19 protein-coding genes and 4 tRNA genes are annotated in these 24,373 nt (G+C 39.1%); 22 read left to right on the top strand and 1 reads right to left on the bottom strand.

From position 1 onward, the window contains the following. The 22 genes from Q8N37_03815 to Q8N37_03710 form a co-directional block, all read left to right on the top strand. On the top strand, positions 1–478 hold a 478-nt coding region (locus tag Q8N37_03815), incomplete at its 5' end, for a hypothetical protein (GenBank protein ID MDP3057614.1). Positions 479–555: 77 nt separating this feature from the next. Further along, positions 556–646: transfer RNA gene (locus Q8N37_03810), tRNA-Ser, on the top strand. 28 nt (positions 647–674) lie between these two features. Continuing rightward, positions 675–974 (top strand): GIY-YIG nuclease family protein, encoded by a 300-nt coding sequence (locus Q8N37_03805; protein ID MDP3057613.1) that lies wholly within the window; start codon positions 675–677, stop codon positions 972–974. A 322-nt stretch (positions 975–1,296) separates the two neighbouring features. Then, positions 1,297–6,111, top strand: coding sequence for an AAA domain-containing protein (locus Q8N37_03800; protein MDP3057612.1), 4,815 nt, complete (start codon positions 1,297–1,299; stop codon positions 6,109–6,111). 195 nt (positions 6,112–6,306) lie between these two features. Next, positions 6,307–8,088: an AAA family ATPase gene (locus Q8N37_03795; protein MDP3057611.1), complete on the top strand. Its 1,782-nt coding sequence runs from the start codon at positions 6,307–6,309 to the stop codon at positions 8,086–8,088. A 1-nt stretch (position 8,089) separates the two neighbouring features. Next, positions 8,090–8,239 carry a hypothetical protein gene (locus Q8N37_03790; protein ID MDP3057610.1) on the top strand — a complete coding sequence of 50 codons (150 nt, stop codon included), beginning with the start codon at positions 8,090–8,092 and terminating at the stop codon, positions 8,237–8,239. A 59-nt stretch (positions 8,240–8,298) separates the two neighbouring features. Then, complete coding sequence (locus Q8N37_03785; GenBank protein ID MDP3057609.1) at positions 8,299–9,093, top strand: metallophosphoesterase; 795 nt, start codon at positions 8,299–8,301, stop codon at positions 9,091–9,093. A gap of 243 nt (positions 9,094–9,336) precedes the next feature. After that, positions 9,337–10,449 (top strand): hypothetical protein, encoded by a 1,113-nt coding sequence (locus Q8N37_03780; GenBank protein MDP3057608.1) that lies wholly within the window; start codon positions 9,337–9,339, stop codon positions 10,447–10,449. 143 nt (positions 10,450–10,592) lie between these two features. Next, positions 10,593–11,099 carry an 8-oxo-dGTP diphosphatase gene (locus Q8N37_03775; GenBank protein MDP3057607.1) on the top strand — a complete coding sequence of 169 codons (507 nt, stop codon included), beginning with the start codon at positions 10,593–10,595 and terminating at the stop codon, positions 11,097–11,099. 406 nt (positions 11,100–11,505) lie between these two features. Further along, positions 11,506–12,357 (top strand): hypothetical protein, encoded by an 852-nt coding sequence (locus Q8N37_03770; GenBank protein MDP3057606.1) that lies wholly within the window; start codon positions 11,506–11,508, stop codon positions 12,355–12,357. 9 nt (positions 12,358–12,366) lie between these two features. After that, positions 12,367–12,456: transfer RNA gene (locus Q8N37_03765), tRNA-Ser, on the top strand. Positions 12,457–12,475: 19 nt separating this feature from the next. Beyond that, positions 12,476–13,000, top strand: a complete 525-nt coding sequence (locus Q8N37_03760) for a hypothetical protein (protein ID MDP3057605.1) — start codon at positions 12,476–12,478, stop codon at positions 12,998–13,000. An 8-nt stretch (positions 13,001–13,008) separates the two neighbouring features. Next, positions 13,009–13,080, top strand: a tRNA-Arg gene (locus Q8N37_03755). A gap of 122 nt (positions 13,081–13,202) precedes the next feature. Then, positions 13,203–15,374, top strand: coding sequence for an ATP-dependent DNA helicase RecG (recG, locus tag Q8N37_03750; protein ID MDP3057604.1), 2,172 nt, complete (start codon positions 13,203–13,205; stop codon positions 15,372–15,374). A 200-nt stretch (positions 15,375–15,574) separates the two neighbouring features. After that, positions 15,575–15,967 (top strand): hypothetical protein, encoded by a 393-nt coding sequence (locus tag Q8N37_03745; protein MDP3057603.1) that lies wholly within the window; start codon positions 15,575–15,577, stop codon positions 15,965–15,967. Between the two features lie 55 nt (positions 15,968–16,022). Further along, a complete protein-coding gene (locus Q8N37_03740) occupies positions 16,023–16,820 on the top strand; it encodes a hypothetical protein (GenBank protein MDP3057602.1) in 798 nt (265 codons plus the stop codon). 164 nt (positions 16,821–16,984) lie between these two features. Continuing rightward, positions 16,985–17,371, top strand: a complete 387-nt coding sequence (locus Q8N37_03735; GenBank protein ID MDP3057601.1) for a BlaI/MecI/CopY family transcriptional regulator — start codon at positions 16,985–16,987, stop codon at positions 17,369–17,371. A gap of 100 nt (positions 17,372–17,471) precedes the next feature. Beyond that, entirely contained in the window at positions 17,472–18,551 is a 1,080-nt protein-coding gene (locus Q8N37_03730) for a M56 family metallopeptidase (GenBank protein MDP3057600.1), read from the top strand. A 101-nt stretch (positions 18,552–18,652) separates the two neighbouring features. Continuing rightward, positions 18,653–20,413, top strand: coding sequence for a sulfite exporter TauE/SafE family protein (locus Q8N37_03725; GenBank protein MDP3057599.1), 1,761 nt, complete (start codon positions 18,653–18,655; stop codon positions 20,411–20,413). Positions 20,414–20,426: 13 nt separating this feature from the next. After that, entirely contained in the window at positions 20,427–20,627 is a 201-nt protein-coding gene (locus Q8N37_03720; protein ID MDP3057598.1) for a hypothetical protein, read from the top strand. A gap of 16 nt (positions 20,628–20,643) precedes the next feature. Further along, the gene (locus tag Q8N37_03715; protein MDP3057597.1) at positions 20,644–23,589 is read left to right on the top strand and encodes a heavy metal translocating P-type ATPase; all 2,946 of its coding nucleotides are present in this window, start codon (positions 20,644–20,646) and stop codon (positions 23,587–23,589) included. Positions 23,590–23,680: 91 nt separating this feature from the next. Next, on the top strand, positions 23,681–23,944 hold the full coding sequence (locus Q8N37_03710; protein MDP3057596.1) for a hypothetical protein: 264 nt from the start codon (positions 23,681–23,683) through the stop codon (positions 23,942–23,944). Between the two features lie 53 nt (positions 23,945–23,997). Here the strand turns inward: Q8N37_03710 and Q8N37_03705 are convergent. Beyond that, a tRNA-Glu gene (locus tag Q8N37_03705) sits at positions 23,998–24,069 on the bottom strand. Positions 24,070–24,373: the final 304 nt, after the last annotated feature.

Here is a 24,373-nt window from a genome sequence, read left to right as displayed (position 1 = left end):
ATGGCGATGGTTTATTGTTTTTTTGTCAATTTATTATTTTTGTGATATATTTATACCAAGAAAAATAAATGGAGGTGAAAAATTGATTGACAGAAGAAACAACAGGGATAAAGCGATTTTTCGATATTTGCTGGCAAACCACTTGAATCAAAAAATATTCAATTGGTTATTGAAAAACCGGGCAGATGAATGGGAGGGTTTCCTGGGACACGAAACGGTTAAGTCTATGAAAGTAAAAGATGAGCCATGGATCAAGAAATGGGTTATAAGAGGAACCCAAGATTTCCTTGATGCTCTTGCCGGAAGAAAAACCAGACAATTGCACAGTGATCGGCAAATCAGAAAGGACCCATACATATATGAACTTTTACGGCTCCTTAAAACAGAAGGAAGCCACAATAGACCCAGGGTGCAACTGGAAAATTTAATAGACAAAAAAATAGCGGAACTAAATATTCCGGTTAGGGCTGAAGATTAAGTAAGCCCTTTTTTTGATTATTTCCCTTGCAAATCGGTTTAATTAATGCTATATTTTACCAGTAAATCGGATTTTTTGGAGAGGTGGCCGAGTGGCTGAAGGCGGCAGGTTGCTAACCTGTTATAGGGATTTAAACCCCTATCGAGGGTTCGAATCCCTCCCTCTCCGCAATCCTTCGCTAAAGCTACGGAATTGCATGCACTATACTTATATTTTATTAAGCTCAAAATCTCATATTTTCTATTTTGGGTCTACAAATAATCTTGTAGAAAGGTTAAAATTACATAACCTTGGAAAAGTACCATCTACTAAACCACATTTACCGTGGAAGCTTGTATGGTACTGCGCGTTTGAAACAGAGAAGCAAGCAAGAGATTTTGAGCTTTATCTAAAATCAGGTTCAGGAAAATCTTTTGCTTATAAGCGCTTGGTATCTGTAGCTTTGGCGAGGGATTTTGAAGACGGAAGAAAAGGTAGTCCGAAGCGAAAAGCATAGGATACCCTCCCTCTCCGCATTAGTAAAATTTTAAGAACCGTAATCATTTAAAAAATATTTATGGAATATAACAATATTATAATAGTGCTTTGCTACGGAACAGCAGTTTGTGTCGAGTAAAGCGGGTTTGAAAAGGGAAGATTCAGAGAATGTTAGCAAATTATAAAAATCCGCTTCAATGCGGTTTTTTTTTGTTGATTATTTGTCTGTTTTGGGTTAATATTAGTTTAATGAGTTCTAAGATAGCGGTGGTTAAATAAAGGTATCTGACACCTTTTAATTTCTTTTATTTTCACAAAACGAAAGAATAAAATTATTAAATATGCGTTCTTATCGTCAAAAATTTGATGCAAAAGCTTATTGGGAAAACAAGCCGCTATGTACCGTTTGTAAACAACATAAAGTTAAAAGTGGAACGGTTTGTTATAAATGTAAAAAACTGATTGAAAAAAATAATTTGCAATCGCCTAAGGTGTTAAATAAAAAAGAGATAATTAGCAAAATTTCTAAAGAAAACATGCAACAATCAGATACTAAAATTGAAACACCTGATAATAATTTTGGTGTTGATGTTTCTGCAAAAACACAAAATAAAATTGTTAGACTTTTTACATATTTAGAAAAAGCTCTTGCGCTTGACGATACAATCGTTCGCGATTTTCGGTCATCAATGATACCGCCATCTCCATGGTGGTTAGCTGATTATCCTCGTGATCTGGATAATCTTTTTATTCGCGAATTCGATATGGAAAAAGAAATGGTAAGTCCCGAGTCCGGTGCTTGGCTTAGAGTTCAGAAGAAAAATATTGAACCCGCTCCAGTTTTGCCAGAAAAACTCGCGGAGTGGATTATTGAGGTTAACCCGCTTGATAAGCCTAAACCATTAGAAAAAATTGACCGGAAAGTACGTTTTGATAGCGATAAAGAGAGTGTAAACGAATTTAAGAAATTCCGTAAAGATTTTAAGCAAGGAGACAGTGTGCCGAAGTCATTATTGGGTTGGGTTGTTTTGGCTCCGAATAAATTGCCGGAAGCCATAGAGGTTAAGTACGTTCCTGATAATTGGACAGACCATCCTGAGCTTGAAAAGTTATTGATTGGATATATCGAAAATGAATGGAAACGATGGGCTGATAAGGTAAATAAAATATACAAAGCGAATTTGCTATACGATCAATTTTACGCCTTGCGTTTATTGCTTAAAAATGAGGGCGATAGTCACGAATTACTTCTTGGGCACGGATTTTTAACTTGGAAACATCCATCAGTCGGTGCAGTCTACGCTCCAATTTTCTTTACACCATTGACGCTAGATTTTGATGCTTCTAAGCGCACAATCGAAATTAATCCAGACCCATTATTTAGAAGTTTTGTTGAGATTGCACCAGTGTCTGAAATGGACAATCCAGCAGACATTGATTTGGATAAGTGGATGGGCACTGTCAATTCTAATCCTTTTGATTTTTGGCATTTAGAGACATTAAAATCTCAAGCAAATACTTTTCTAAACTATCTATCTCCTGATGGTGAAGATCACTTTACTGATGAGGGGGTTAGTGCTCCTGCTCTTACTGATAAACCTAGCGTTTGGAATGCGCCAATAATTTTCGTACGAAAGAGAACTAATAGTTTGTGGTCGAAATATGCCGAAACAATTAAGCGTGGCATAGAACAAAATGGTGCAAAATCAACGGAATTCATAAATGATCTCATCGGTGAGTATGAAGAAGGAGAAGATAGAATTGGTTTGGGAGAAAGTGGAAAAGAAACAGACATTGCAATAAAAGAATCAGAATTATTTTTTCCGCTTCCTTGGAATGACGAGCAAAAGAGAATTGCGGAAAGAATAGAGACAAATTATGGAGTAGTCGTTAAGGGACCGCCTGGAACTGGTAAAAGTCATACGATTGCTAATTTAATTGCGAGATTTTTGGCACAAGGGAAAAGTGTGCTTGTTACCTCACAAACAAGCAAAGCGCTGGAAGTACTACGTGATAAATTGCCGGAAAATATTCGTAGCCTTGCTGTCTCGCAGTTACATCAGACAGCTAAGCGTGATGATGTGCTTCAGCAATCTATCACAGAGATTAGTTCTAATCTTGGCGAACGCCGTACTAAATTCAGTGAACAAAAGGCGGAACTTGTTAGAAAAGAATTAGCGAGTGTAAGAGAACAGAAGGCTTCTATAGCCAATTTGATTCGTCAATATATTCTCACAGATTCTACGCAAACTTTGCGCGCAAATGGTGGTGATGCTACTCCGATTGAGGCGGCTAAATTCATAAGCGAGCATGATGATAATCGAAGTTTGGCTTGGTTTACCGATGAAATAAATTTCGATACAGAGTTGAATTTTACCGCTGAAGACTTGAAGCAAGCAAATCAATTACTCACTGATTTAAGTAAAGAAAATAGAAGTTTGCACAAATTTGATTTACCAGACTCATCTTCATTGCCAAACGATGATGTCATTTTGGGTGCCTTTGCTTCGTATAGAGAATTGAGCGTCAAGGCAAAAATTTCAAATAATGTTTTTGGTAATTCAGGGAATGATTTTAATCAAGAGGAGCTATTGAAATTATGGGAGATGTTGAATAATGCTCGCAAGGTATTGGTTGCTATCAATGAAAATTACGAGCGTGACATTTTTAATACTTGTAATACAAGCCAGAGCGAACGTGAAAAATGGAAGACGATTTTATCAAAAATCTCGGAGAAAATACAGATCATTGGCAAAAGCAGAAACATGATTATTGGTCATGATATTTCTGGTTCAATTCCATTATCGCTTAATGAATGTACAGACGCGATCAATTCACTCAAGACAAAAGTATCCAATGGCTCGAAGTTGGGCACTTTTGGGAAAATGCTTCTTTCTGCAGATGCAAAAAAGATTTTAGGAAGCTATTTGGTGGATGGCCGTTGTCCTGATAGTTTCGAACGGATTGAACTTCTTGAAAGCATGATATCTGCGCAAGTCGCTGAAAAGGATATTAAGATTCTATTAGATCAAGGATTTGGAAGCCTAAATGGAGCGTCTGATTTACGCAAAGATAATCTCGATCTCATAAAACTAGAGGTCTTGGTTGCAAGTGCTAACCGCATTGCATGTTATTATGATAATTTTACTGAAATTGCAGAATCTTTTAAAAGAGTAAAACAATTTGCAGATCTATCTTTTACGCAACTTGAGAGTATTGAAACCGCCAGAGAACTAATTGCATCAAGCGTCGCACAGTTTGAATTGTCTAAGCTAGAAGCAACCTTCCAAGGATGGGTAAAGCTTGTCGACGACCCTATTGGTAATAGGCATGGGGTATGCGAGAGGCTTATTCAAGCTATTGAAAAAAGAAACAATACAGCTTGGAAAAAAGCTATCGAAGAACTCGATTTACTTATTGAGAATAAAGACTATGCAATAAGACTTAATGAGATTGCCGAAAGAATAAACAAACATGCCCCAAATCTCTATCAAGATATGATTGGTCTGGCTGATCAGAAACAGAAATTTGATTGTCCCGACAATTTGGAATTAGTATGGAAAATTGCCCGACTAAAATCGTGGATAGACCATATTCATGATCACGTGAGTATTGATGAACTTCAAAGTAAGCATGAGCGACTCTCAAAACTTGAATTTCAATTAAACTCCGATCTCGTTACAGTACTTGCATGGCAGAAACAAATCGACAAAGTCACAAAACGACAAAGAGATGCATTGATGGCGTGGTCGGATTCGATGAGAAAATATGGAAAAGGAACTGGGAAATGGGCGCATAAACATTTGTCGGCGGCGCAAGAATCTTTAAGGGAAGCAAAAAATGCTGTACCTGTTTGGATTATGCCATTGCATCGTGCCGCACAAATGTTTTCCGATCCAAAAGCTGGAATGTTCGACGTTGTTATTTTTGATGAAGCCAGTCAGTGCGATATTCGTGGTCTTACTATCGGATACCTTGGAAAGAAACTATTGGTCGTCGGTGATCCAGATCAGATAAGCCCTGCGGGTATTTTTCAAGATCAAGAGAGGGTTTACGAACTCATCTCGCGATTTTTGTATGATATTCCACATAAAGATAATTTTTCTATTACTTCAAGCTTGTTCGGTTTAGCTCAGATTCGAATACCGAACATGATTCAGTTGAACGAACATTTTAGGTGTGTGCCGGAGATTATTGCTTTCAGTAATCACCATGTCTATGAAGGAAAACTAAAACCATTAAGATACCCTCACCCAAAAGGATTACTGAAACCCGCACTGGTTCCTGTTCTGGTCGAGGGTGGTTATCAAAATACGAACAATAAAGTTAATGAACCGGAAGCAAAAGCAATTGTTGATAAAATAGCCGAATTACTAGAGAATCCAAACTATCAACAAAGACCGGATGGGCACATTTGTACATTCGGTGTGATTTCACTACTTGCAGAAGATCAAGCAAAATATATTAAAGAATTGCTTCTCCGACATCCTAAAATTGGTGAAAAAGTTATTGAGGAAAGAGATATAGTTTGTGGCGATGCCTACGCATTTCAAGGAGACGAACGAGACGTGATGTTCCTCTCAATGGTTAAAGCGCTTGATTCAAATAATCCAAATGACACAGTTAAGGCCTTGGCCGACAAAGGCACCGCGCAAAGATTCAATGTCGCCGCTACTCGTGGTCGTGATCAAGTATTTCTATATCATTCGATACCAGTGCAAGAGTTCAGAAATCAGAACGACTGGAGGTATAAAATACTTAATTGGTATTATGATCCAAAAACGGAAGAATTAGAGGCTGGTCGAAAAGCTTTGAAAAAAGAATTTGATTCCGGTAGAGCATCGCAATTTTCATTCGATGTGGGCAATTTATTGATCGATCGAGGTTATCAAGTTTTACCCGAATACCCTGTTATCGGCTATAGAATTGACCTTGTTGTACAAGGAGAAAATGCTCGTTTAGCGGTAGAATGCGACGGAGATCAATATCACACACTTGAAAATTGGGAGGAGGATCAAGTTCGAGAAAGACAACTTCGTCGAGCGGGTTGGGAGTTTTGGAGAGTATCCGGAAGCTCTTTTTATAGACATAAAGAAAAAGCTCTCGATAGTCTCTGGGAGAAACTAAAAGAGCTAGAAATTAAGCCGATCATTTAATATTTTTGTGACCACAATAATTTTACTAATAATAGACACACTCGGAATTGAATTTTTAGTGTTTCTGTTTTTCGAAATCAAAATGGTCAGGTGCAATTTTATTAAGTAAGAAAAAGGTGCTTGACACCTTTTTCTGATCAGACTTTTGCTTTAAGCGATTATTATTAGAAGATTCGATTTTATTAATTTATCATTATGCGCATTAAAAAAATTTCTTTTCATCATTATAAAGCGTTTAAGAGTTTTTTTATTAATCTTTCCGATTTTGATGTATTAGTTGGGCCAAATAATGCAGGAAAATCTACTGTTCTCGGAGCTTTAAGAATACTCTCGGAGGGTTTAAGAAAAGCAAATGCAAAAAAGGCCGAACGAATCTCTGCTGGGGTAAAAGGTTTTGTGTGGGCTTATAGGCTTGACTTGGATGAGATACCGGTGTCACTTGAGAACGTATTCTATGACTACGATGAAACTGAAGCGGCTACTATTATTTTTGAGCTTGAAAATAAAAATCGACTTACGCTTTTTTTCCCTCAAAGCAAGGTTTGTTATTTAATTCCTGAAGCGTCGGGAGCAGTAAACTCCCCAACTATATTTAGAAAAAGTTTTCCGATAAAAATTAGTCACGTTCCGGTTCTTGGACCTGTCGAGCATAATGAAATTCTTTATCAACCTGAAGCAGCCCGGAAAGCACTCTTAACCCATCGTGCCTCAAGAAATTTTAGAAATATTTGGTACCATTTTAAAGATGGGTTTGAAGATTTTCGCGAGAAAATACGTAGTACTTGGCCAGGTATGGATATAAAACCACCGGAAATAGCGCACGATACTGAAAAACCTAGATTATTTATGTTTTGTCCAGAAGAACGTATTGATCGGGAGATTTATTGGGCAGGGTTTGGGTTTCAGGTTTGGTGTCAAATGTTAACTTTTATACTCCAGGCAAAAGATGCAACTTTATTGATTATAGACGAACCCGATATTTATTTACACTCCGATCTTCAGAGACAGTTGGTTGGTATTTTACTAGAACTTGATTTGCAAATTATTATTGCCACACATTCAATAGAAATTATTACTGAGGTGGAAACAAGGTCTTTGCTTACTATCAATAAGAAAAAACTACATGCTACTCGGGTTACAAACACGCAAAATTTGCAAAAAATATATCAGTTGCTTGGGTCAAACGCTAATCCTGTTTTAACACAGCTTGCAAAAACGCGCAGAGTTCTTTATCTCGAAGGAAAAGATTTTCAGTTGCTTTCACTGTTTGCGCGTAAGTTAGGTTATAATAGACTAGCAAACCGGTCCGATTTTGCTGTTGTTCCAGTTGAAGGTTTTAATCCCCAAAAGGTTAAAAATTTTTCTAGAGGAATGGAATTAACACTTGAAACTCCGCTTTTAAAATGCGTTGTTTTTGATCGCGATTATAGAAATAGTAGTGAGATTGATCATATTGGAAAAGAGCTACAAAGTACCTGTGAATTTGTTATAATACACCGAAGAAAAGAGATTGAAAACTTTTTGTTGCAGCCAGTGGTATTAAATCGAGCTATTTCTGCCGCAATTAAAAAAAGGCAGGAGACGGATGGAGTGAAATTAAGTAGTCATCGTTCGGCAGAAGAAATACTCAATGAAATAACAGAAGGTTTCCAACCAGAAATTCTCGCTCAATACTTAAAACATCGTCGACAATATGTTAAGCAGGCAACTCCTCGAGAAGATGAATCAACTAGCGACAGTCAATCAATAAGAGAATTTGATAAAGAGTGGAAAGTTTTGGAGGAAAGGCTTAAGATTGTTCCCGGAAAAGACACTTTGTCGGCTTTAAATAAATACCTTCAAGAAAAATATAAAATTTCGTTAACGAGTCATATGATAATTGAATCTTTTGTCAAAACTGATATTGATTCTGAGCTTTTACGGTTGATTGTTGGTTTGAAAAAATTTAGTGAAACACCACCACCCATGGAAAAATAATATGATAATCCCATCTATAAAATCCGCGCTATTAAGAGCAAGAATTCCCATTTTCACGGTGGCGGCGACATATTTTGTTTTTGTCTTAACCCGGAAGGACGAGCTATTAAAAGGGCTGGCTGATTTTGGCGGCAATTCGTCTTTTTTTTGATCGCGTCTTTGTGGGAATTTTTGAGTCCGTGGAACCGAAATAATTTATTGTAATAATTTATGAAATTTGCAATTATCAGCGATATTCATTTAGGCGATTATCGGCCGTATAAAGGAATATATCGCAAAGCCAATCTCCACGCAGAAAAGCTGTTAAAGAATTTTGTTCAGAAAATGAATAAATCTTTTAAACCCGACTTTGTAGTTCAGGGAGGCGATATGATCGAGGAGGTCAATCTAGCGGCGGACAAGAAAAACTATAAAAAGGGACTTGCGATATTATCGAAATTGAATTGCCCCGTATATCACCTTGTCGGCAATCACGAATTGGAATATTTGAACATTAAATATTTGAAAGAAATCCTTAAATACAAGAAATTGTATTTTAATGTCGACTGCAAGAATTTCCGTTTCATCTTTTTATTTACAAAGCGTTTTTATCCCGCAAGAGAAACAAAACTGGATTCTTCGCAACTGAAGTGGCTGAAGAAAAAAGTAAATACAGATAAAAAAATAATTATTTTTTCGCATCACTCGCTCGTTCCGGTAGATACTCGCAGAAATTTTTGGTTCAGCAAAAGACCGGATTTGACCTTTATTAAAAATTACGGCGAATTTTTAAAAATTATTGCCGGTAAAAATGTTAAGCTGGTTTTTAACGGACATCTTCATTGGAATAAAAAGGCGGTAGTAAATGGCGTTCACTACATAACCATTCAGTCATTGGTTGAAAATACTTCAGGAAAAATTAAAGGTCCTCCCGCAAACGCCTTTACGCTTGTGAATTTAAACGATAATTTTGTTTCAATAAAAACCACAGGAAGAGACGGTAAGGATTATAAGATTAAAATATAATTCGCAAGAATTTGCCGCAATAGCAGGCTTCTTTAATTTGAGCAAAATACGGAAAACTGGTATAATGTAAATATATTAAGCGATTTCGTTCATCGTCTTATATTTCGGTTAGAATTTTTTCGAAAGCACACCGTCGGGATAATTTTTAATTGTGTAGACCTATTTAGCCGAGATAACAGAGCGATCCGATTGGCCGGGTATCTCTGTTGTCATAGTTAGGCCGTGATAGGTCGGCTATTATTTATGAAAGCAATAGCTCACGCTTGGTTAGCGCTTATGGCTATGCAAAGGCTTAGGTGTTCTAAAGATTCCAGTTTTTTTAGCGGAAATTTTCAAAACTTTTTCTTGGGCGACAAATTTGATCCGTACTTTCAAATCCAAGCGGAAAAATTTGTCATTTTTTTTGATAAACACAAAGACGCATTTGTACAAGGAGCCTGGTTTCCTGACAATGTTATTTCCGATAATTTGACCGGTGGACACACTTTCAAGCTCAGAAAACCGGTTAATGAAACGGAGATTAAAAATTCCCGGGAAATAACTAATTTTACGCCGAAGCATCTATGTTCTTTAAAAGCACTGGGAATCCAAGAAAGCCGTTTAAAGGAAAAATTATATATGGAAGATGGTTATAATTTGCCTGACAGATGCGAAGCGTTAAGCCATTCTATCCGAGATATGATTTTGATTCAAGACAAAGAGCAAAAAGGTTCCGATATTCTGTCTAATGATGACCAAATAACTCTTTATTTTCTGATGTTAAGCCATTATTTGGCCGACGCTCATGTTCCACCGCATTGCGATGCCAGGGATTTTTACGGACCGTCAACAATTCATCCTGATATGGAAAAATACTGGGATAAAGAAATAGAGAAATATTACGAATTTGATAAAGAAAGAGGCGTTTTTGATTATGATATTGATGGCGCCCCCGAACTTAAAAACGGAATAATAAACGACGAGTTTAAAAATTCAATTCTTTATAAAGTGATTGAGGAGCTTAATAATAGAAAATGGATTATTAGTCAGCAAAAAGGTGAAGCTTTTAATAAAGAGATTCTTGGCGAAGGAAATAAAAAAATATATGATTACGTGAAAGCAATATGCTATGCTTCCTATTTGATTTCTACGGATTTTATTCCAGAGGATGTTCCACCGGAAGAATATAAAAAATTAAAAATATTGGAAAACCCCGAATATAAGGAAAAATTGGACAGGCTAAGCGTTTGTGTATTGGCAGACGCCATTGATTCAATTGCCATGGTTTGGCTTTTGACTTGGGATAAGTATAAAGCGTTAGAGAAAGAAATAGAGGAAAAGAACATTTTAATTAAAAAAGAAGGGAAAATAAAATAATTTTAGTACACAAAATATAAATAACAGCAAAAGATAAAACTCGTATCCTTGCCAAAATACCGCGCAAATAACTCCGCCGCCGCGAAGAGACGAAGACGATGAAGACGACGATTAATAATCAGGGTTAAATATATTAAAAAATTATGGCAGACAGCATAACAAAACTAAGAAGCGCCACTCTTGTTTTTTTAATAAAAAAAACGCAAGGGAAAATAACGGATATTTGTCTTGCGATGAAAAAACGCGGTTTTGGAAAAGGGCGGTGGAATGGCGTTGGCGGAAAAGTCGGCGATAAACAAAAAGAAACTGTTGCTGAAGCCGCCGCGAGAGAAACAAAAGAAGAGATCGGCGTCGATATCATTGGTTTTTACAAAGTCGCGGAACTGGCTTTTTATTTTGTTCATAATCCGGCATGGGATCAGGAGGTTCATGTTTTTTTTGCGGAGCGCTGGTTTGGCGATCCGGGCGAAAGCGACGAAATGGATCCCGCTTGGTTTTCAGTGCCGGAAATACCGTACCAAAAGATGTGGCCGGATGATGAGTTTTGGCTGCCGAAAGTTTTAGCCGGTAATTTATTGAAAGCGATTTTTAAATTCGGGGAAAACGACGTGATCCTGGAAAAAGAGATAAATGCAGTCGATAGTTTATAAAATTTTTTAAAAGTGTGTTTAGGCCGGCGGTTTAAAATTAAAAAAACTGCTTGAATGCAGTTTGGAATATAAAATGATTGGAGCGGGATAATCTTAAAAGGAGTTTAGTCCTTGTCTTGGCTGGTCGAAATATATTCTCGCACCAAGCCCGAAAAGAATTATCCCACTATTATACGGCAGCGTTGCGTTACTCATTCTAAAGTATCGGAGGGGATTCACGATCTCGAATGAGGCGCTAAACCTGCCGCTTGCCGGATAGGTACAAATAATATCGCGCCTTTCCAGCCTTTATAGATTATTACAATTTTTATAATTTGTCAAGGGCGAGCGGTTTTTAGTTAAAGACTTGATTTTTGCTCTATTATCTGGTAGTATACATAGAAGTTAATTTTAATTATTTTTTACCATGAATAGTAAAAGAACAATGAACGAGGGAGAGAATAATATGACAGCCGGTTTTGATAATAAGGAACGCGATGTATTTGAAGAAAACGAAGCGCGTCCCGAAGAAGATATGTTGAGCCTCGAAGATCTATATGAACAGCGCAATAAAGAAGCGGGTAAAATTTTTGATAAAGCCAAAGTCGAGATCGAAGAAAGTGAAAAAGGGGTTAAAATTGCATCAAAAGGACTGAGCGGGATCGCAAAGATCTCTTATGAAGATAGGCGAGGCTTGGTATTGGGTCAGCAAGAGATCGAGGATAAAATAAATAAATTAGAATATGACGCACTGGAAATTCCGGAAAACAAGGAAGGCAAAGCGCCGAGCGTCGTCGAGTTTCGAAAAGAAATTCCCGAAAGCATCAGAAAGCTAAAAGGAGAAACAAAAAAAATAATCGACGAGCTTAGATCCAAGAGAGAAGATTTTGTGAAAAAATTTATCGAAGAAAGCACCGATGATATCAAAGATCATTTTAAGGATAGTTTTCGTGAAACAGTGAACGGGAAAAACGCCGAGAAGATAATTGTTTATAAAACGAAAAAAGAAATTGAACAGGCGGCTAAAAGGTTTATTGAAACGGGAGATGAAGCGGATTTTGGATTTAAAGCGGCTTTGGAAGTTTCTTCTTACAAAATAGACGAAGTGGATAAAAAATTTGTTACCGGTTATACGATTGATATAGGAGGATATGAAAAAAAGATCAGGAAAAATGATAATCCAAGCGGTGCAAGGCTTGTGCCGGGGAGTAAAATAGAGGAAATGGGAGATATCACAAGACACGACAGAAAGGGAGTTAAAAAGGAAAAAGTGGTTTAATAGTATTTTGGAGAGGTGGCTGAGCGGTTGAAAGCACCGGTCTTGAAAACCGGAGTCCTTTTACGAGGACCGTGAGTTCGAATCTCACCCTCTCCGCCATATAATTTTATTTATCTTTATGCCTAAAAAAACTAAAAATTTAAAAGAAAAAAAATCCGTTAGCAATAAGAACGAAATAATAATAGCTCAGGAAGAACCGGTTGCTTTTGAAAATATGCCAATCATTTTTTCTTGGACAACGATGGATTTTATAAAAAAACCGCTTACGGAATTTTATTTTACCGCGGCGGCGGTCGGAGCGATGGCGATGATCGGGTGGGGATTGTACAACAGAAGCTTTGTTATGGTCGTAACATTCATAATGATGGTGATCGTGATCATTCTGGTTTTAAACGAAGAACCCAAAAAAATAGAGGTAGTAGTTTCGGAAAAAGGAATTGATGTCAATAATGAGCATTATAATTTTAGCGAATTCAAGTCTTTTAAAATATCGCACACCGATGAATTGCCGACGTTGATCTTAAAACCGAGGAAATCATTCTCGCTGTTTAAGAATATTTATATAAAAGACGAGCCTGTCAATGATCTTGAAAGTTTTCTGGGGATATATTTGGAGAAGGAAGAAGATGCGCAGGAAGGATAGTTTTTTACGCTCCCGTAGTTCAATGGATAGAATGCGAGCTTGCGGAGCTTGTGATCTAGGTTCGATTCCTAGCGGGAGCACAAGAATAATTTTCGTTTAGCCGGAAGTAGTTTGCAGTATATTTTTTAAAAGCAGAAATTTTAATTTTCTGTTTTTTTTGTTTTTATTTGCTCCATTATTTAAAATCTGTTAAAATTTCAGTATGAATTTTAATTTAGAGACAACTCTTTCCGATACTAATACCATTACTCCTTATTATCTTAAAAAATTCCAGAAACTTGGGATCAATACCATCGAAGATTTGATATTGTATTTTCCCCGGCGCTATAATGATTTTACCAATTTGATGCCGATTGCCAATGTATCAGCCGGCCAAGTGGCGACCATACAGGGAAAAATTTTGAAGATCAAAAGTATTTCGATCTTCCGCCGGCATATCAATATTACGGAAGCGATCGTCGAAGATGATTCAGGCAGTATCAAGGCAATTTGGTTCAACCAGCCATATTTGGCCAAACTTTTGGAAGAGGGCACGAGTGTCAGTTTGAGCGGCAAGATCGAGCACTACAAAAAAGGCGTTCAAATTTCTAATCCAATGTATGAGAAAATGGAGGTTTTGGGCGATCTGACGCATACGGGGCGCTTCGTGCCGGTTTATTCCGAAACCGCCGGCTTGACCTCGCGCTATATCAGAAATTTAATAAAAAAATTCTTGCCGCTCGGCAAGATGATCCCCGATATATTGCCTCCGTCCATTATTAAACAATATAAATTTCCTTCTTATTTTGAAGCGGTAGGCGAAATTCATTTTCCGGAAAGCAAACAAAGTCTGGAACGCGCCAGGCATCGCTTGGCATTTGAGGAGCTTTTTATTCTTCAACTCGCGTCTATCCGGCAAAAAAAGATTTGGCAAAAACAAAAAGCCAATCCGATCATTTTTGACAAAGAACTGATCCAAAAGTTCGTTAAAAGCCTGCCATTCAAATTGACGAACGGACAGCGGTTGGCGGCCTGGGAAATTTTGCAGGATCTGGAAAAAAGTTATCCGATGAATCGCTTGCTGCTGGGAGATGTGGGAAGCGGGAAAACCGCGGTGGCTTTTATCGCCGCTCTTGAAACTGCCGCCAAAGGGTTTCAGGCGGCGTTTATGGCTCCGACAGAAATTTTGGCTTCGCAGCATTTTACCAGCGCGATAAAAACTTTTAAAGCTAAAAATTTAACTATCGGATTGTTTACGGGTTCGATGGCCAAACTTTATAGCGCGAATGTGGGAGCTCCGCAAGAGATCACAAAAAGCGCGATGTTGGGAAAGATCGCCAATGGGCAGGTGGAAGTTTTGATCGGAACGCACTCGCTTATTCAGAAAGAAGTGAAATTTAAAAATCTCGGTTTGGTTATAATCGATGAACAGCATCGGTTTGGAGTGCGCCAGCGCGGGCAGTTTTTGTTCAATGTTAAAAAACATTCGAAAGAGGAGGCGGATGGTTTTATAAAATTTGATAAAACACCGGCGCTGGCGCCTCATATTATGTCGATGAGCGCGACGCCGATCCCGAGAACCTTGGCCCTGGCTTTTTATGGCACGATGGATATTTCACGCATCGATGAAATGCCGCTCGGCCGCAAAAAAATAATCACCAAAATCGTTTCGCCGGAGAATAGAGCGAAAGCTTATGATTTTATCAGGCGTCAGATCCAAAAAGGGCATCAAGCATTTATTGTTTGCCCTCGTGTTGAGGGGTCGGAGACGAACCCGCTTCGATCGCAAAGCGAGGCGAGCGAGACTCGCGCTGCCACCAAGGAATTCAAGCGATTGGCGGAAAAAGAATTTAAAGGCTTAACCCTGGGATTGCTTCACGGAAGGCTTAAAGGCGAGATAAAAGAAAAAGCGATAAGGGATTTTGCCGAGGGTAAGATAAAAATTCTCGTGTCAACTTCGGTGGTGGAGGTAGGCGTTGATGTGCCGAATGCCACAGTGATGATGATCGAAGGCGCCGAACATTTTGGTTTGGCTGAGCTTCATCAATTCAGGGGAAGGGTAGGAAGAGGAATCGCGGAAAGTTATTGTTTCCTTTTTACCGATTCTGCCAGCGAGGAAACCCTTGAACGGTTAAGTGTGATGGAAAAAAGCTCTGATGGTTTTAAGCTTGCGATTGAGGATCTGCGCCACCGCGGTCCGGGAGAATTTTTGGGCATCGGCCAAATTCAATCCGGTTTTCCCATGCTGAAAGTGGCCAGTTTATTTGATGAAAAAATGCTTAAAAATGCGCATGCAGAGGCAGAGAAAATTTTAAACAGCGATTTTGAATTGAAAAATTATTCTTTGATCAGTCAAAAGCTGGAAGAATACAAAGGCAGGGCGGTGGAAAAATGAGTTATCCACACACAATAAATTGTAAGGTTTTTTAAAAAATGGTATAATAAACAGTAAGAAAAAATATAGATAATTTTATAATAAATTAATTTTTGAGACTAAAGGTCGATTAAAATAAACTACCAATAATTGTTTTTTTATGAAATCCATTGGGGACAAATAAACAATTGTTTCAAAAGAGTTTTATAAAAAAAATAAATATGAAAAATTTTAGCGGTTTGAGTAAAAAATTTTTGGTTTTAACGATAGTTCTTTTTGCGCTTATTGTCGCATTGGGCGCAGTGCTTAAGCTTGGCAATAAATCAGGTTCTGTCCCCGCGCCATATTTAAAAGAAGATATTGCTGAAATAGATAAAAATGTTGCCGAACTGAATAGTTTTGACGCTGATCTGTCTTTATTCGCCGAAGATGATGTTGTTTCGCAAGAATTGGATGCGACCTTGACTGAAGTGGGGGAAATTAGCGAGGCAACCGTAGGATTAAGGAATGATGAAAAAAATTTAAGCAGTTTTGACAGTGATTTGGGAATTTTATCCAACGATGAAGCTGTTAATAAAGAAATTGATCAGTTTTTGCAAGAGGTCTCTATTTAATTCAATTCAATTCAATTCAATTTAATTTAAATAGATAATTATTAAACCGTATTATATGAAAAAAATAAATTTAATAACAGGTTTGGTTTTAGGGGCGTTTGTTTTTTCGCTTTTTGCGCCGATGGTTTTTGCCACGCCGCCGGCAATCAAGGAAGGCGATGATATTCAGGACTCTTTGGTCCAATTGCGCAAAGATAAAGAAGATTTTAAAAATAATAAACTGCAAGAGGAAAGCGATAAAGTTTTGATTGCGAAAGAAAAAAATGTTTCAAACCGCAAAGTTATCGAGGCGCGGCAGGAAAAAGCGAGGAAAACCAAAGAGGAAAAAAGAAAAATAGTTTTAACGAGATCGATTGATATTCGGGTCAAGCAGCTGGAGAATATAAAAGAACGCGTCGCGAAAATGCCAAACATAAAAGAAGACCTAAAGACGAGTTTAAATAATGAAATTGACGGAACGATTGCCGAATTAAATACGGAAAAAATGATATTGGAAGCTATCACGGCGCCGGAAGATCTGAAAGCTTTTGCTCAAGAACTTAAAGATCTGTTTAAAACCAAAAGAGATATTATTAAACAGATAGTTGATGCGATCTTGGCATCAAAGGCGGATAAAACCATTAAGGATGCCGAAGGACGATTGGCGGAAATAACCGCTAAAATTGCCGAGTTGAAAGCAGCTGGACAAAATACTTCTGCCCCGGAGACTTTATTGGCCGCCGCGCAAGCAAAAATAAGCATTGCCAAAACAAAAACCGAAAAGGAAGAACTGAAAAGCGTAATTAGCGATTTGAAAGAAGCTTATAAGAACATGAAGAGTGTCGTAGAAAAAACTGATGCTTCGACAGAATAGCTCAGTACAAGTAGCGCTGAATGATCTTCCTCGATTGTTCACGTGTTAGATAAGTTTTTAAAACCAGTCTCAAGAAATTGAGGCTGGTTTTAATTTGATTAAGCATTTGCTTTTTTAAAAAAGTATGTTATACTACTCTATGTAGTATATAAACGAAGATATTTATGGCGATAAACAGCATTAAAATATTAAGCGATTCGGAATCGGAAATAATGGAGATAGTCTGGTGCAATGGACAGACTTGCGTCAGGGATGTTTTGAAAGAATTGAAAAAGAAAAAGAAGATCGCTTACACTACGGTCATGACCGTGATGTCGCGCCTGTACGAAAAAGGCGTTCTGGTCCGAAAGATGAATAAAAGCGGGGCTTTTGTCTATGAACCGGTAAACGATAAAAAAACTTTTATTGAGAAAAAATCGGAGAAAATAATCAAAGGTTTTCTAAAAGAATACGGCGATGTGGCGGTGGCGCAATTTTTGGATGTTATAGAAACATCAAGCGCGCCGAAATCAGAGGAGTGGAAGAATAAACTAAAAAAATTAATAAAGTAAGCATGGCTTCGCTTTTGTTTTACCTGTCGAGCCGATGTTTTTCATCAGTTCTTAATATTTGGCTGATACGCTGTCAAAATATCCAAAGTACAGTAATATTATGAGCAATATTTTTGCCTTAAAAACAAATCGCGCGTTTTATCAAACCATTCTTATGGTTATTATTGCAGTTATAGCAATGTTTTTTTTGTCTTTTAAAACCTACCAATTATCCGGCTTGTATATAAATGTATTAATGCACAAAATAATTAACGCTTGCGGTTGCGCGGATATGGCGCAATTTTTATCGATGCATCCGGTTATTTTTGGGACAGTTATTTTTTTTGGGATCGGGATCGGAATTTTTATTTTATATTCTTTGTATAAATTAGTAAAATTGATTTCGCAGACAAAAAAATATATCGCGTATTATTTATCGTTTGCCGGCGCGGAACACTCGGTAAAATTAAAGGCGGCGATAAAAGCGCTGGATTTGGATGGAGCGAGGATTATTGAAATAAACAATCCTGAATCAGCGGTATTTTGCTTTGGTTTTTGGCATCCAAAAATTTGCATTTCGCGAGCTTTAATTAGCATGCTTGATAAGGATGAACTCGAAGCTGTGCTGATCCATGAAGCGCAGCATATGATTTCTTACGAGCCTTTTAAAGTATTTATTATCAAATATTTTCATCACATATTTTTTTTCCTTCCCGGTTTTAAAATTTCCGCGAAAAAATATTTCACTTTTTCGGAGCTGGCGGCGGACGAAAAGGCGAGCGGGAATTCGGCAGAGCGGTCTTGCTTGGCCAGCGCTATACTTAAAATTTCCGAACAGGAAGAAAATTTAAGATATATGACCGGTTCGTCTTTGTCCTTTTTCACTCCGGCGATCGAGGAAAGAGCCAGCCGATTAAGCGATGAAACTTATATCCCAAAACTTAAATTTCTGGATAAAAGCTTGATCATTGGTTCTTTGGGATTGGCGGCGGCCTCGCTTATGTTTATTTTTGTTTTTTCCAGCAGCACTAAAGCATTTGAAATGCATAAAATCGCGAGCTGTGTTGCGCCTGCCGGCTCGGAAGGCGATTTGGCTTGCAGTTTGATCAGCCAGCAAAAAAACGGCAACACGAGCAGCGATATTTTTAATAATCTGGACAATGCCGATTTTCACGAAAATTCTACGTGCAGAGCGGATTAATCGCCTGGGGATAACTAACCCTTTACAAAGAGTTGAATACCTACTATAATCTATAGTAGGTATTTTAGTAATCAGAAATTTAATTTAAAATAGTTATAAATATGATTAAAATCATTGTGCCAATAAAAGGAATGCATTGCCGGAGTTGTGAATTATTGATAGAAGAAAACTTGAAAGATATTCCCGGCGTAAAAAAGATAGAGGCTAATTATAAAACGGGAAAAGCCGAAGTATATTTCAATAAAAAAGAGGGAGCGGGAGCAAAAGAATTCGTCGACCGGATCAGCGAAGATATCCGGCAGACCGTCAAAGATACGGGCTATGAGATTGGGTATAAAAATAAGCTGGAGTGGCTGTCCCGGGATAAAAATGATTATATTTATTTATCATACGGATTTTTGATATTATTTGTTTTATATTTTGCCGCTAAATCATTCGGTTTGTTCAGTCTCGATGTTAACACGGAAAACGCTAGCCTTCTGGTAGTGCTGATGGTGGGCTTGGTCGCCGGCATTTCCACCTGCATGGCTTTGGTTGGCGGATTGGTTTTAAGCATTTCGGCGCGCCATGCCGAAGCGCATCCGGAAATTTCCGCCAAACAAAAATTTACGCCGCATTTATATTTTAATCTGGGGCGAATTCTGGGTTTCGGTTTTTTGGGCGGAGTGCTTGCTTTACTCGGCTCGGTAGTCCAGCCGTCAGCCGGCACTTTGGGATTAATGACGATAATTATCGGCGGGGTGATGATATTCTTGGGCTTAAAATTGATAGAAATTTTTCCGGCTTTGAAAGAAAGATCGATCTCGCTCCCCAAGGGAATTTCAAAGTTTTTGGGAATCAATAAAGAGCAAAAAGAATATAGCCACAAGGGATCATTTATCACCGGCGCTTTGACTTTTTTTCTGCCTTGCGGTTTTACGCAAGTGATGCAGCTTTACGCGGTTTCAAGCGGGAGTTTTGTCGACGGCGCTCTGATCATGTCGCTGTTCGCTTTGGGGACTGCTCCGGGGTTGTTGGGAATCGGCGGCTTGGCCTCGATTTTTAAAGGTAAGAATGCGAGAATATTTTTTGCCGCTACCGGCCTCGCGGTTATCATATTGGGCTGGGTGAATATTACGAATGGCAGCCAGTTGGTATTTCAGGGAAAGGCGCCAGGTGCTGATGCGGGAGTTGTTGTTTCGTCCGATGTTCAGGAAGTAAGAATGACTCAAAGCAGTTCAGGATATTCGCCGAATATTTTTACGGTGGAAAAAGGAAAAAAAGTTAAATGGATAATTACTTCCACGAATCAATTTTCTTGCGCCAGTTCTTTGGTGATGCCCAAATACGGAATAAGCAAGGGTCTTGTAAAAGGCGAAAATATCATTGAATTCGTGCCGACGGAAACCGGCGAAATTTCTTTTTCCTGTTCAATGGGAATGTATAGGGGAAAATTTATTGTGGTCGAGGCAGGTACGAATATTGCCGTTCAAAGCGCGGCGGGAACGATTGATACGAGCAATTCTGGCGGCGGTGGCGGAGGCTGTGGAGGCGGCGCTAGAAAACCTATTGATTCGACAACTACTTCTGCGGTGAATAATAACAATGAACAGCTGATAAAAGCGGAATATACTCTAACTAAAGATATTTCGCCGAACAGGTTCGAAGTTAAAAGGGGAGCGCCGGTTCGGTTTGAGATCGACGTGAAAGAGAGCGGCCGGGGTTGTATGAGTTCTTTAATGGTGTCGGGGTTGTATAATAGCGCTCAATATCTCCAAGGCGGCACGAAAATGGTTTTGAGTTTTACGCCGCAAACTGCGGGAGATTATAATATTACCTGTGCCATGGGCGTGCCCAGAGGAGTAATTAAAGTAATCAATTAAATAATAAAAAAATATGAAAACAAAATTTAAAATCAATGATATAACTTGCGATGCTTGCATTAAGCTAAGCAGTTTGGCGTTGAAAAAAATACCGGGCGTAAAAAATGTAGAAGTGGAAAGCAACGGAGCGGCTGTGGTTGAAGCGGATAAAGAGATCAGTCGAGAAGAAATAGCCAGCGCTTTGGCAAAAGCGGATAAAACAGCATCGTTTTAAACAATAATACAAATCTATGGAAAAAACTATAAAAGTACAGATCGAAGGAATGCATTGCGGAAGTTGCGAAAAGATCATTGAAATGGAGTTATTGGATCTTCGTGGAGTAATATCCGCCAAGATCGATTCTACCGCGAAAATCGGAGAGGTGGCAGTGGAAGAAGGAAAAGTAAGCGAGGAAATGATCGTTAATGCGATCGTTCGCGCCGGATATAAAGCAACAGTGGTTCGCGATCCGGCCGCTGACAGCGGAAAAGTTATTGATGGCGAAAAAGGAAGCATTGTTATCGAGAAAAAAACTGTTGGCAAAGATTCTCCGATAAAGATCAAACTGGAGTCTTCTGTTGTTGCCGATGGGGAGTTTTCGCAAGCTGACGGCAATCCGAAGTTTAAAGGCAGAATAAATCATCTTAAAAGAGGGGAATTTGAAATACCGGAAGGGCGGAAGGATGTCGAGAAAACAATTCAGGACATATTCAATGCTTCAAAGATTAATCAGATATTGGGAGCTTTTTCCGGCGACGCTTCCGATAATGCCGGCGCGCCTTCTTCTGTGTTTAAGGCCAAGGGAAATATTAAAGAAAATGTCGCGATTGCCGGGAAAACTGGAGATGAGCAGACCAGCCTTGTCGTTGGCGGCATGCATTGCGCGAGCTGCGCCAATATCATTGAAAGAAGTTTGCAAAAAGTGCCGGGAGTGAAAGAAGCGAATGTGAACTTTGCCGCTGAAAAAGCCAGAGTTATTTTTGACAGTTCCAAAACGAATGCCAGCGCCCTGATAGCGGCGGTCAATGCGGCCGGATATAAAGCGTCTCTTTCTGACAACTCCAATCCTGAAGAAGAGAGAAAAAGAAAAGAGCAGGAAAATCTTGATTATAGGAATAGATTTTTTTCCGCTTTGATCTTGAGTTTGCCGATGCTGTATTTTATGCTATTTGACTTTTTTAGTTTTTTGCCCGGGCGGGAAGTGTTGATGCCTTACATCGGCATTGTCTCGCTTTTTCTGACCATACCGGTTCAGTTCGTGATCGGCGCCGGATTTTACCGCGGTATGTGGAGCAGCCTTAGGATGAAAACTTTCAATATGGACAGTTTGATCGCTATCGGCACGAGCACGGCTTTCTTTTATAGTTTGTGGCAATTCTGGAATTACGCGAGCGCTAATAATTCGTGGATCGGGATAAACGGCGAAAAAATCCCTGAATTATATTTTGAAACAGCCGCATTCCTTATTACGTTTGTGATCTTGGGAAAATGGCTGGAGACAAAAGCCAAAGGCAGGACTTCCGAAGCGATAAGAAAATTGATGGGTTTGCAGTCCAAGACGGCGCGGGTAATGCGCGGCGCACAAGCGGTTGATATACCGATCGAGCAAGTGGTCAAGGGCGATATCGTGGTGGTTCGCCCGGGCGAAAAAATTCCGGTGGACGGGGTTCTGACCAAAGGAAGCTCGTCAATAGACGAATCGATGATCACCGGCGAGAGCATTCCGGTGGAAAAAAATATCGGCGATAAAATAATCGGCGCGACGATAAACAAGCACGGCAGTTTTGAATTTGAAGCCACTAAGGTCGGCAATGAAACCGCCTTGGCGCAGATCATTCGCTTGATCGAAGACGCGCAAGGGTCAAAAGCGCCGATCCAAGCCATGGCGGACAAAATATCCGCTTGGTTCGTGCCGACGGTTTTGGTGCTCGCGGCGTTGACTTTTATCGGTTGGTTTTTCTTTTTGAGCGCCAGTTTGTCTTTCAGCTTGATGGCTTTTACTTCGGTAATTGTTATTGCTTGTCCGTGCGCTTTGGGATTGGCTACACCGACAGCGATCATGGTGGGAGTGGGCAAAGGCGCGGAGCACGGGGTTTTGATCAAGGGCGGCGAACCTTTGGAAGCGGCCAATAAAATTCAGGCTATTGTGTTCGATAAAACCGGAACATTGACCAACGGAAAACCGGAAGTGACGGATATTGTGAGCCTTGGCGCGATGGACGAGGACGAAATTATTTCTATTGCCGGGGGATTGGAAAAATTGTCCGAACATCCTTTGGCTGAAGCGATCATAAAATACGCCGAGGAAGAAGCGATTGACTTGCCGGAAGTCGCAAATTTCAAAGCTATTCCCGGGCACGGAGTCGAAGGAGTTGCTGGCGGAAAGAAATATTTTTTGGGCAATCGGAGATCGATCACTGAAAATTTGGGATTAGGCCTGGAAAGAGCCGAGAGAAAAGTGCAAAGGCTTGAAGAAGCGGGAAAAACAGTTATGCTTCTTGCGGATGAAAAACAAATTTTGGGCCTGGTGGCGGTGGCGGATACTTTGAAATCAAGCTCTCTTGAAGCGGTGCAAAGATTGCAAAAAAGAGGCATTGAGGTTTATATGATCACCGGCGATAATCGGCGGACTGCGGAGGCGATCGCCAGGCAAGTCGGCATTACCAATGTTTTAGCGGAAGTTTTGCCCGAGGACAAAGCCAATGAAGTGAAAAAACTACAGGAAAAAAGTTTGAAAGTGGCGATGGTGGGTGATGGCATCAATGACGCGCCGGCTTTGGCGCAGGCGGATTTGGGGATTGCCATGGGCGGCGGCACGGATGTGGCGATGGAAACCGGCGGAATCGTGATCATCAGGAATGATCTGCGTGATGTGCTGACGGCTTTTGACCTAAGCCGCGAAACAATGGCGAAGATCAAACAAAATATGTTTTTCGCGCTTTTCTATAACGTGATCGGCATACCGATCGCGGCCAGGGTTTTTGTTGATCTCGGATTGGTGTTGAGGCCGGAATTGGCGGGTCTGGCAATGGCTTTCAGTTCTATTTCCGTGGTGTCCAATTCGTTGTTGCTCAAATACTTCAAACCCAATCAGAAAAATTACATATCAATACTCGCGCCGTATATTTTGATCATCATATTCACTCTGATGTTCATTGAATTTGGCAGGATCAGTTCAAATATGTCCAGTCAATAAAATTGTAATAAAGAGCGATAAAAATTTGTAATATTATTTAAGCTAAGGCGTCTTTACATATTAAACGGCTTATAATATTATTAATTAAAATATGTCTAAAAAAAGTTTCAGCGAGGGCTTTAAAACAACATATGCAATGTCACTGGTCGGTCAACTGGGATTCTATATAGCAATTCCATTTATTATTGTGATTGCAGGGCATAATTATTTGGATAAGCTTTTTCTTGACGAGTATTTAATTCCAAATTACCGAACTATTCATTTAATTCTGGATTTTATGCTGGCTTTCGCGGTAGGTGCCTTTTCTTTCTGGCAAATCTATAAAATAATTTTGCCGTTTATGGATAAAAAATGAAATTTGGATAAATAAAATAACCCCTTTAAATAAAGGGGTTATTTTTTGTTTTGTAGCCCTAAGGGGAATCGGACCCCTGTTACCAGGATGAAAACCTGGTGTCCTAACCACTAGACGATAGGGCCATGTAATTTTTATTATTTAAGCTTTTAAGAATATAAACATTACTTCTTAATTTATAAATCAAACTAGTCACCTCTTCGGCGACCCGCCGATGAGGCGGGACGATAGGGCCATGGGTTGAAGAAATGTCAAATGACCCGCTTCGACTCGAATCGAGGCGAGCAAATTTTTAATGACAAATCAATGTTTAAATCCAAATGACAAAACCAAAAGAATTAAATCTAATAAAATTGGATTATTCCGCTAGAAACCGAGTAGTTTATGCGTTGGATTGTAAAAACAAACAATACAATTAATATACTAGAA

The organism is bacterium, assembly GCA_030693205.1.
GTDB lineage: Bacteria > Patescibacteriota > Minisyncoccia > JAHIHE01 > JAHIHE01 > JAHILZ01.
Note: the sequence above shows the minus strand (reverse complement) of the source record. Positions and strands in the feature narration are given on the sequence as shown.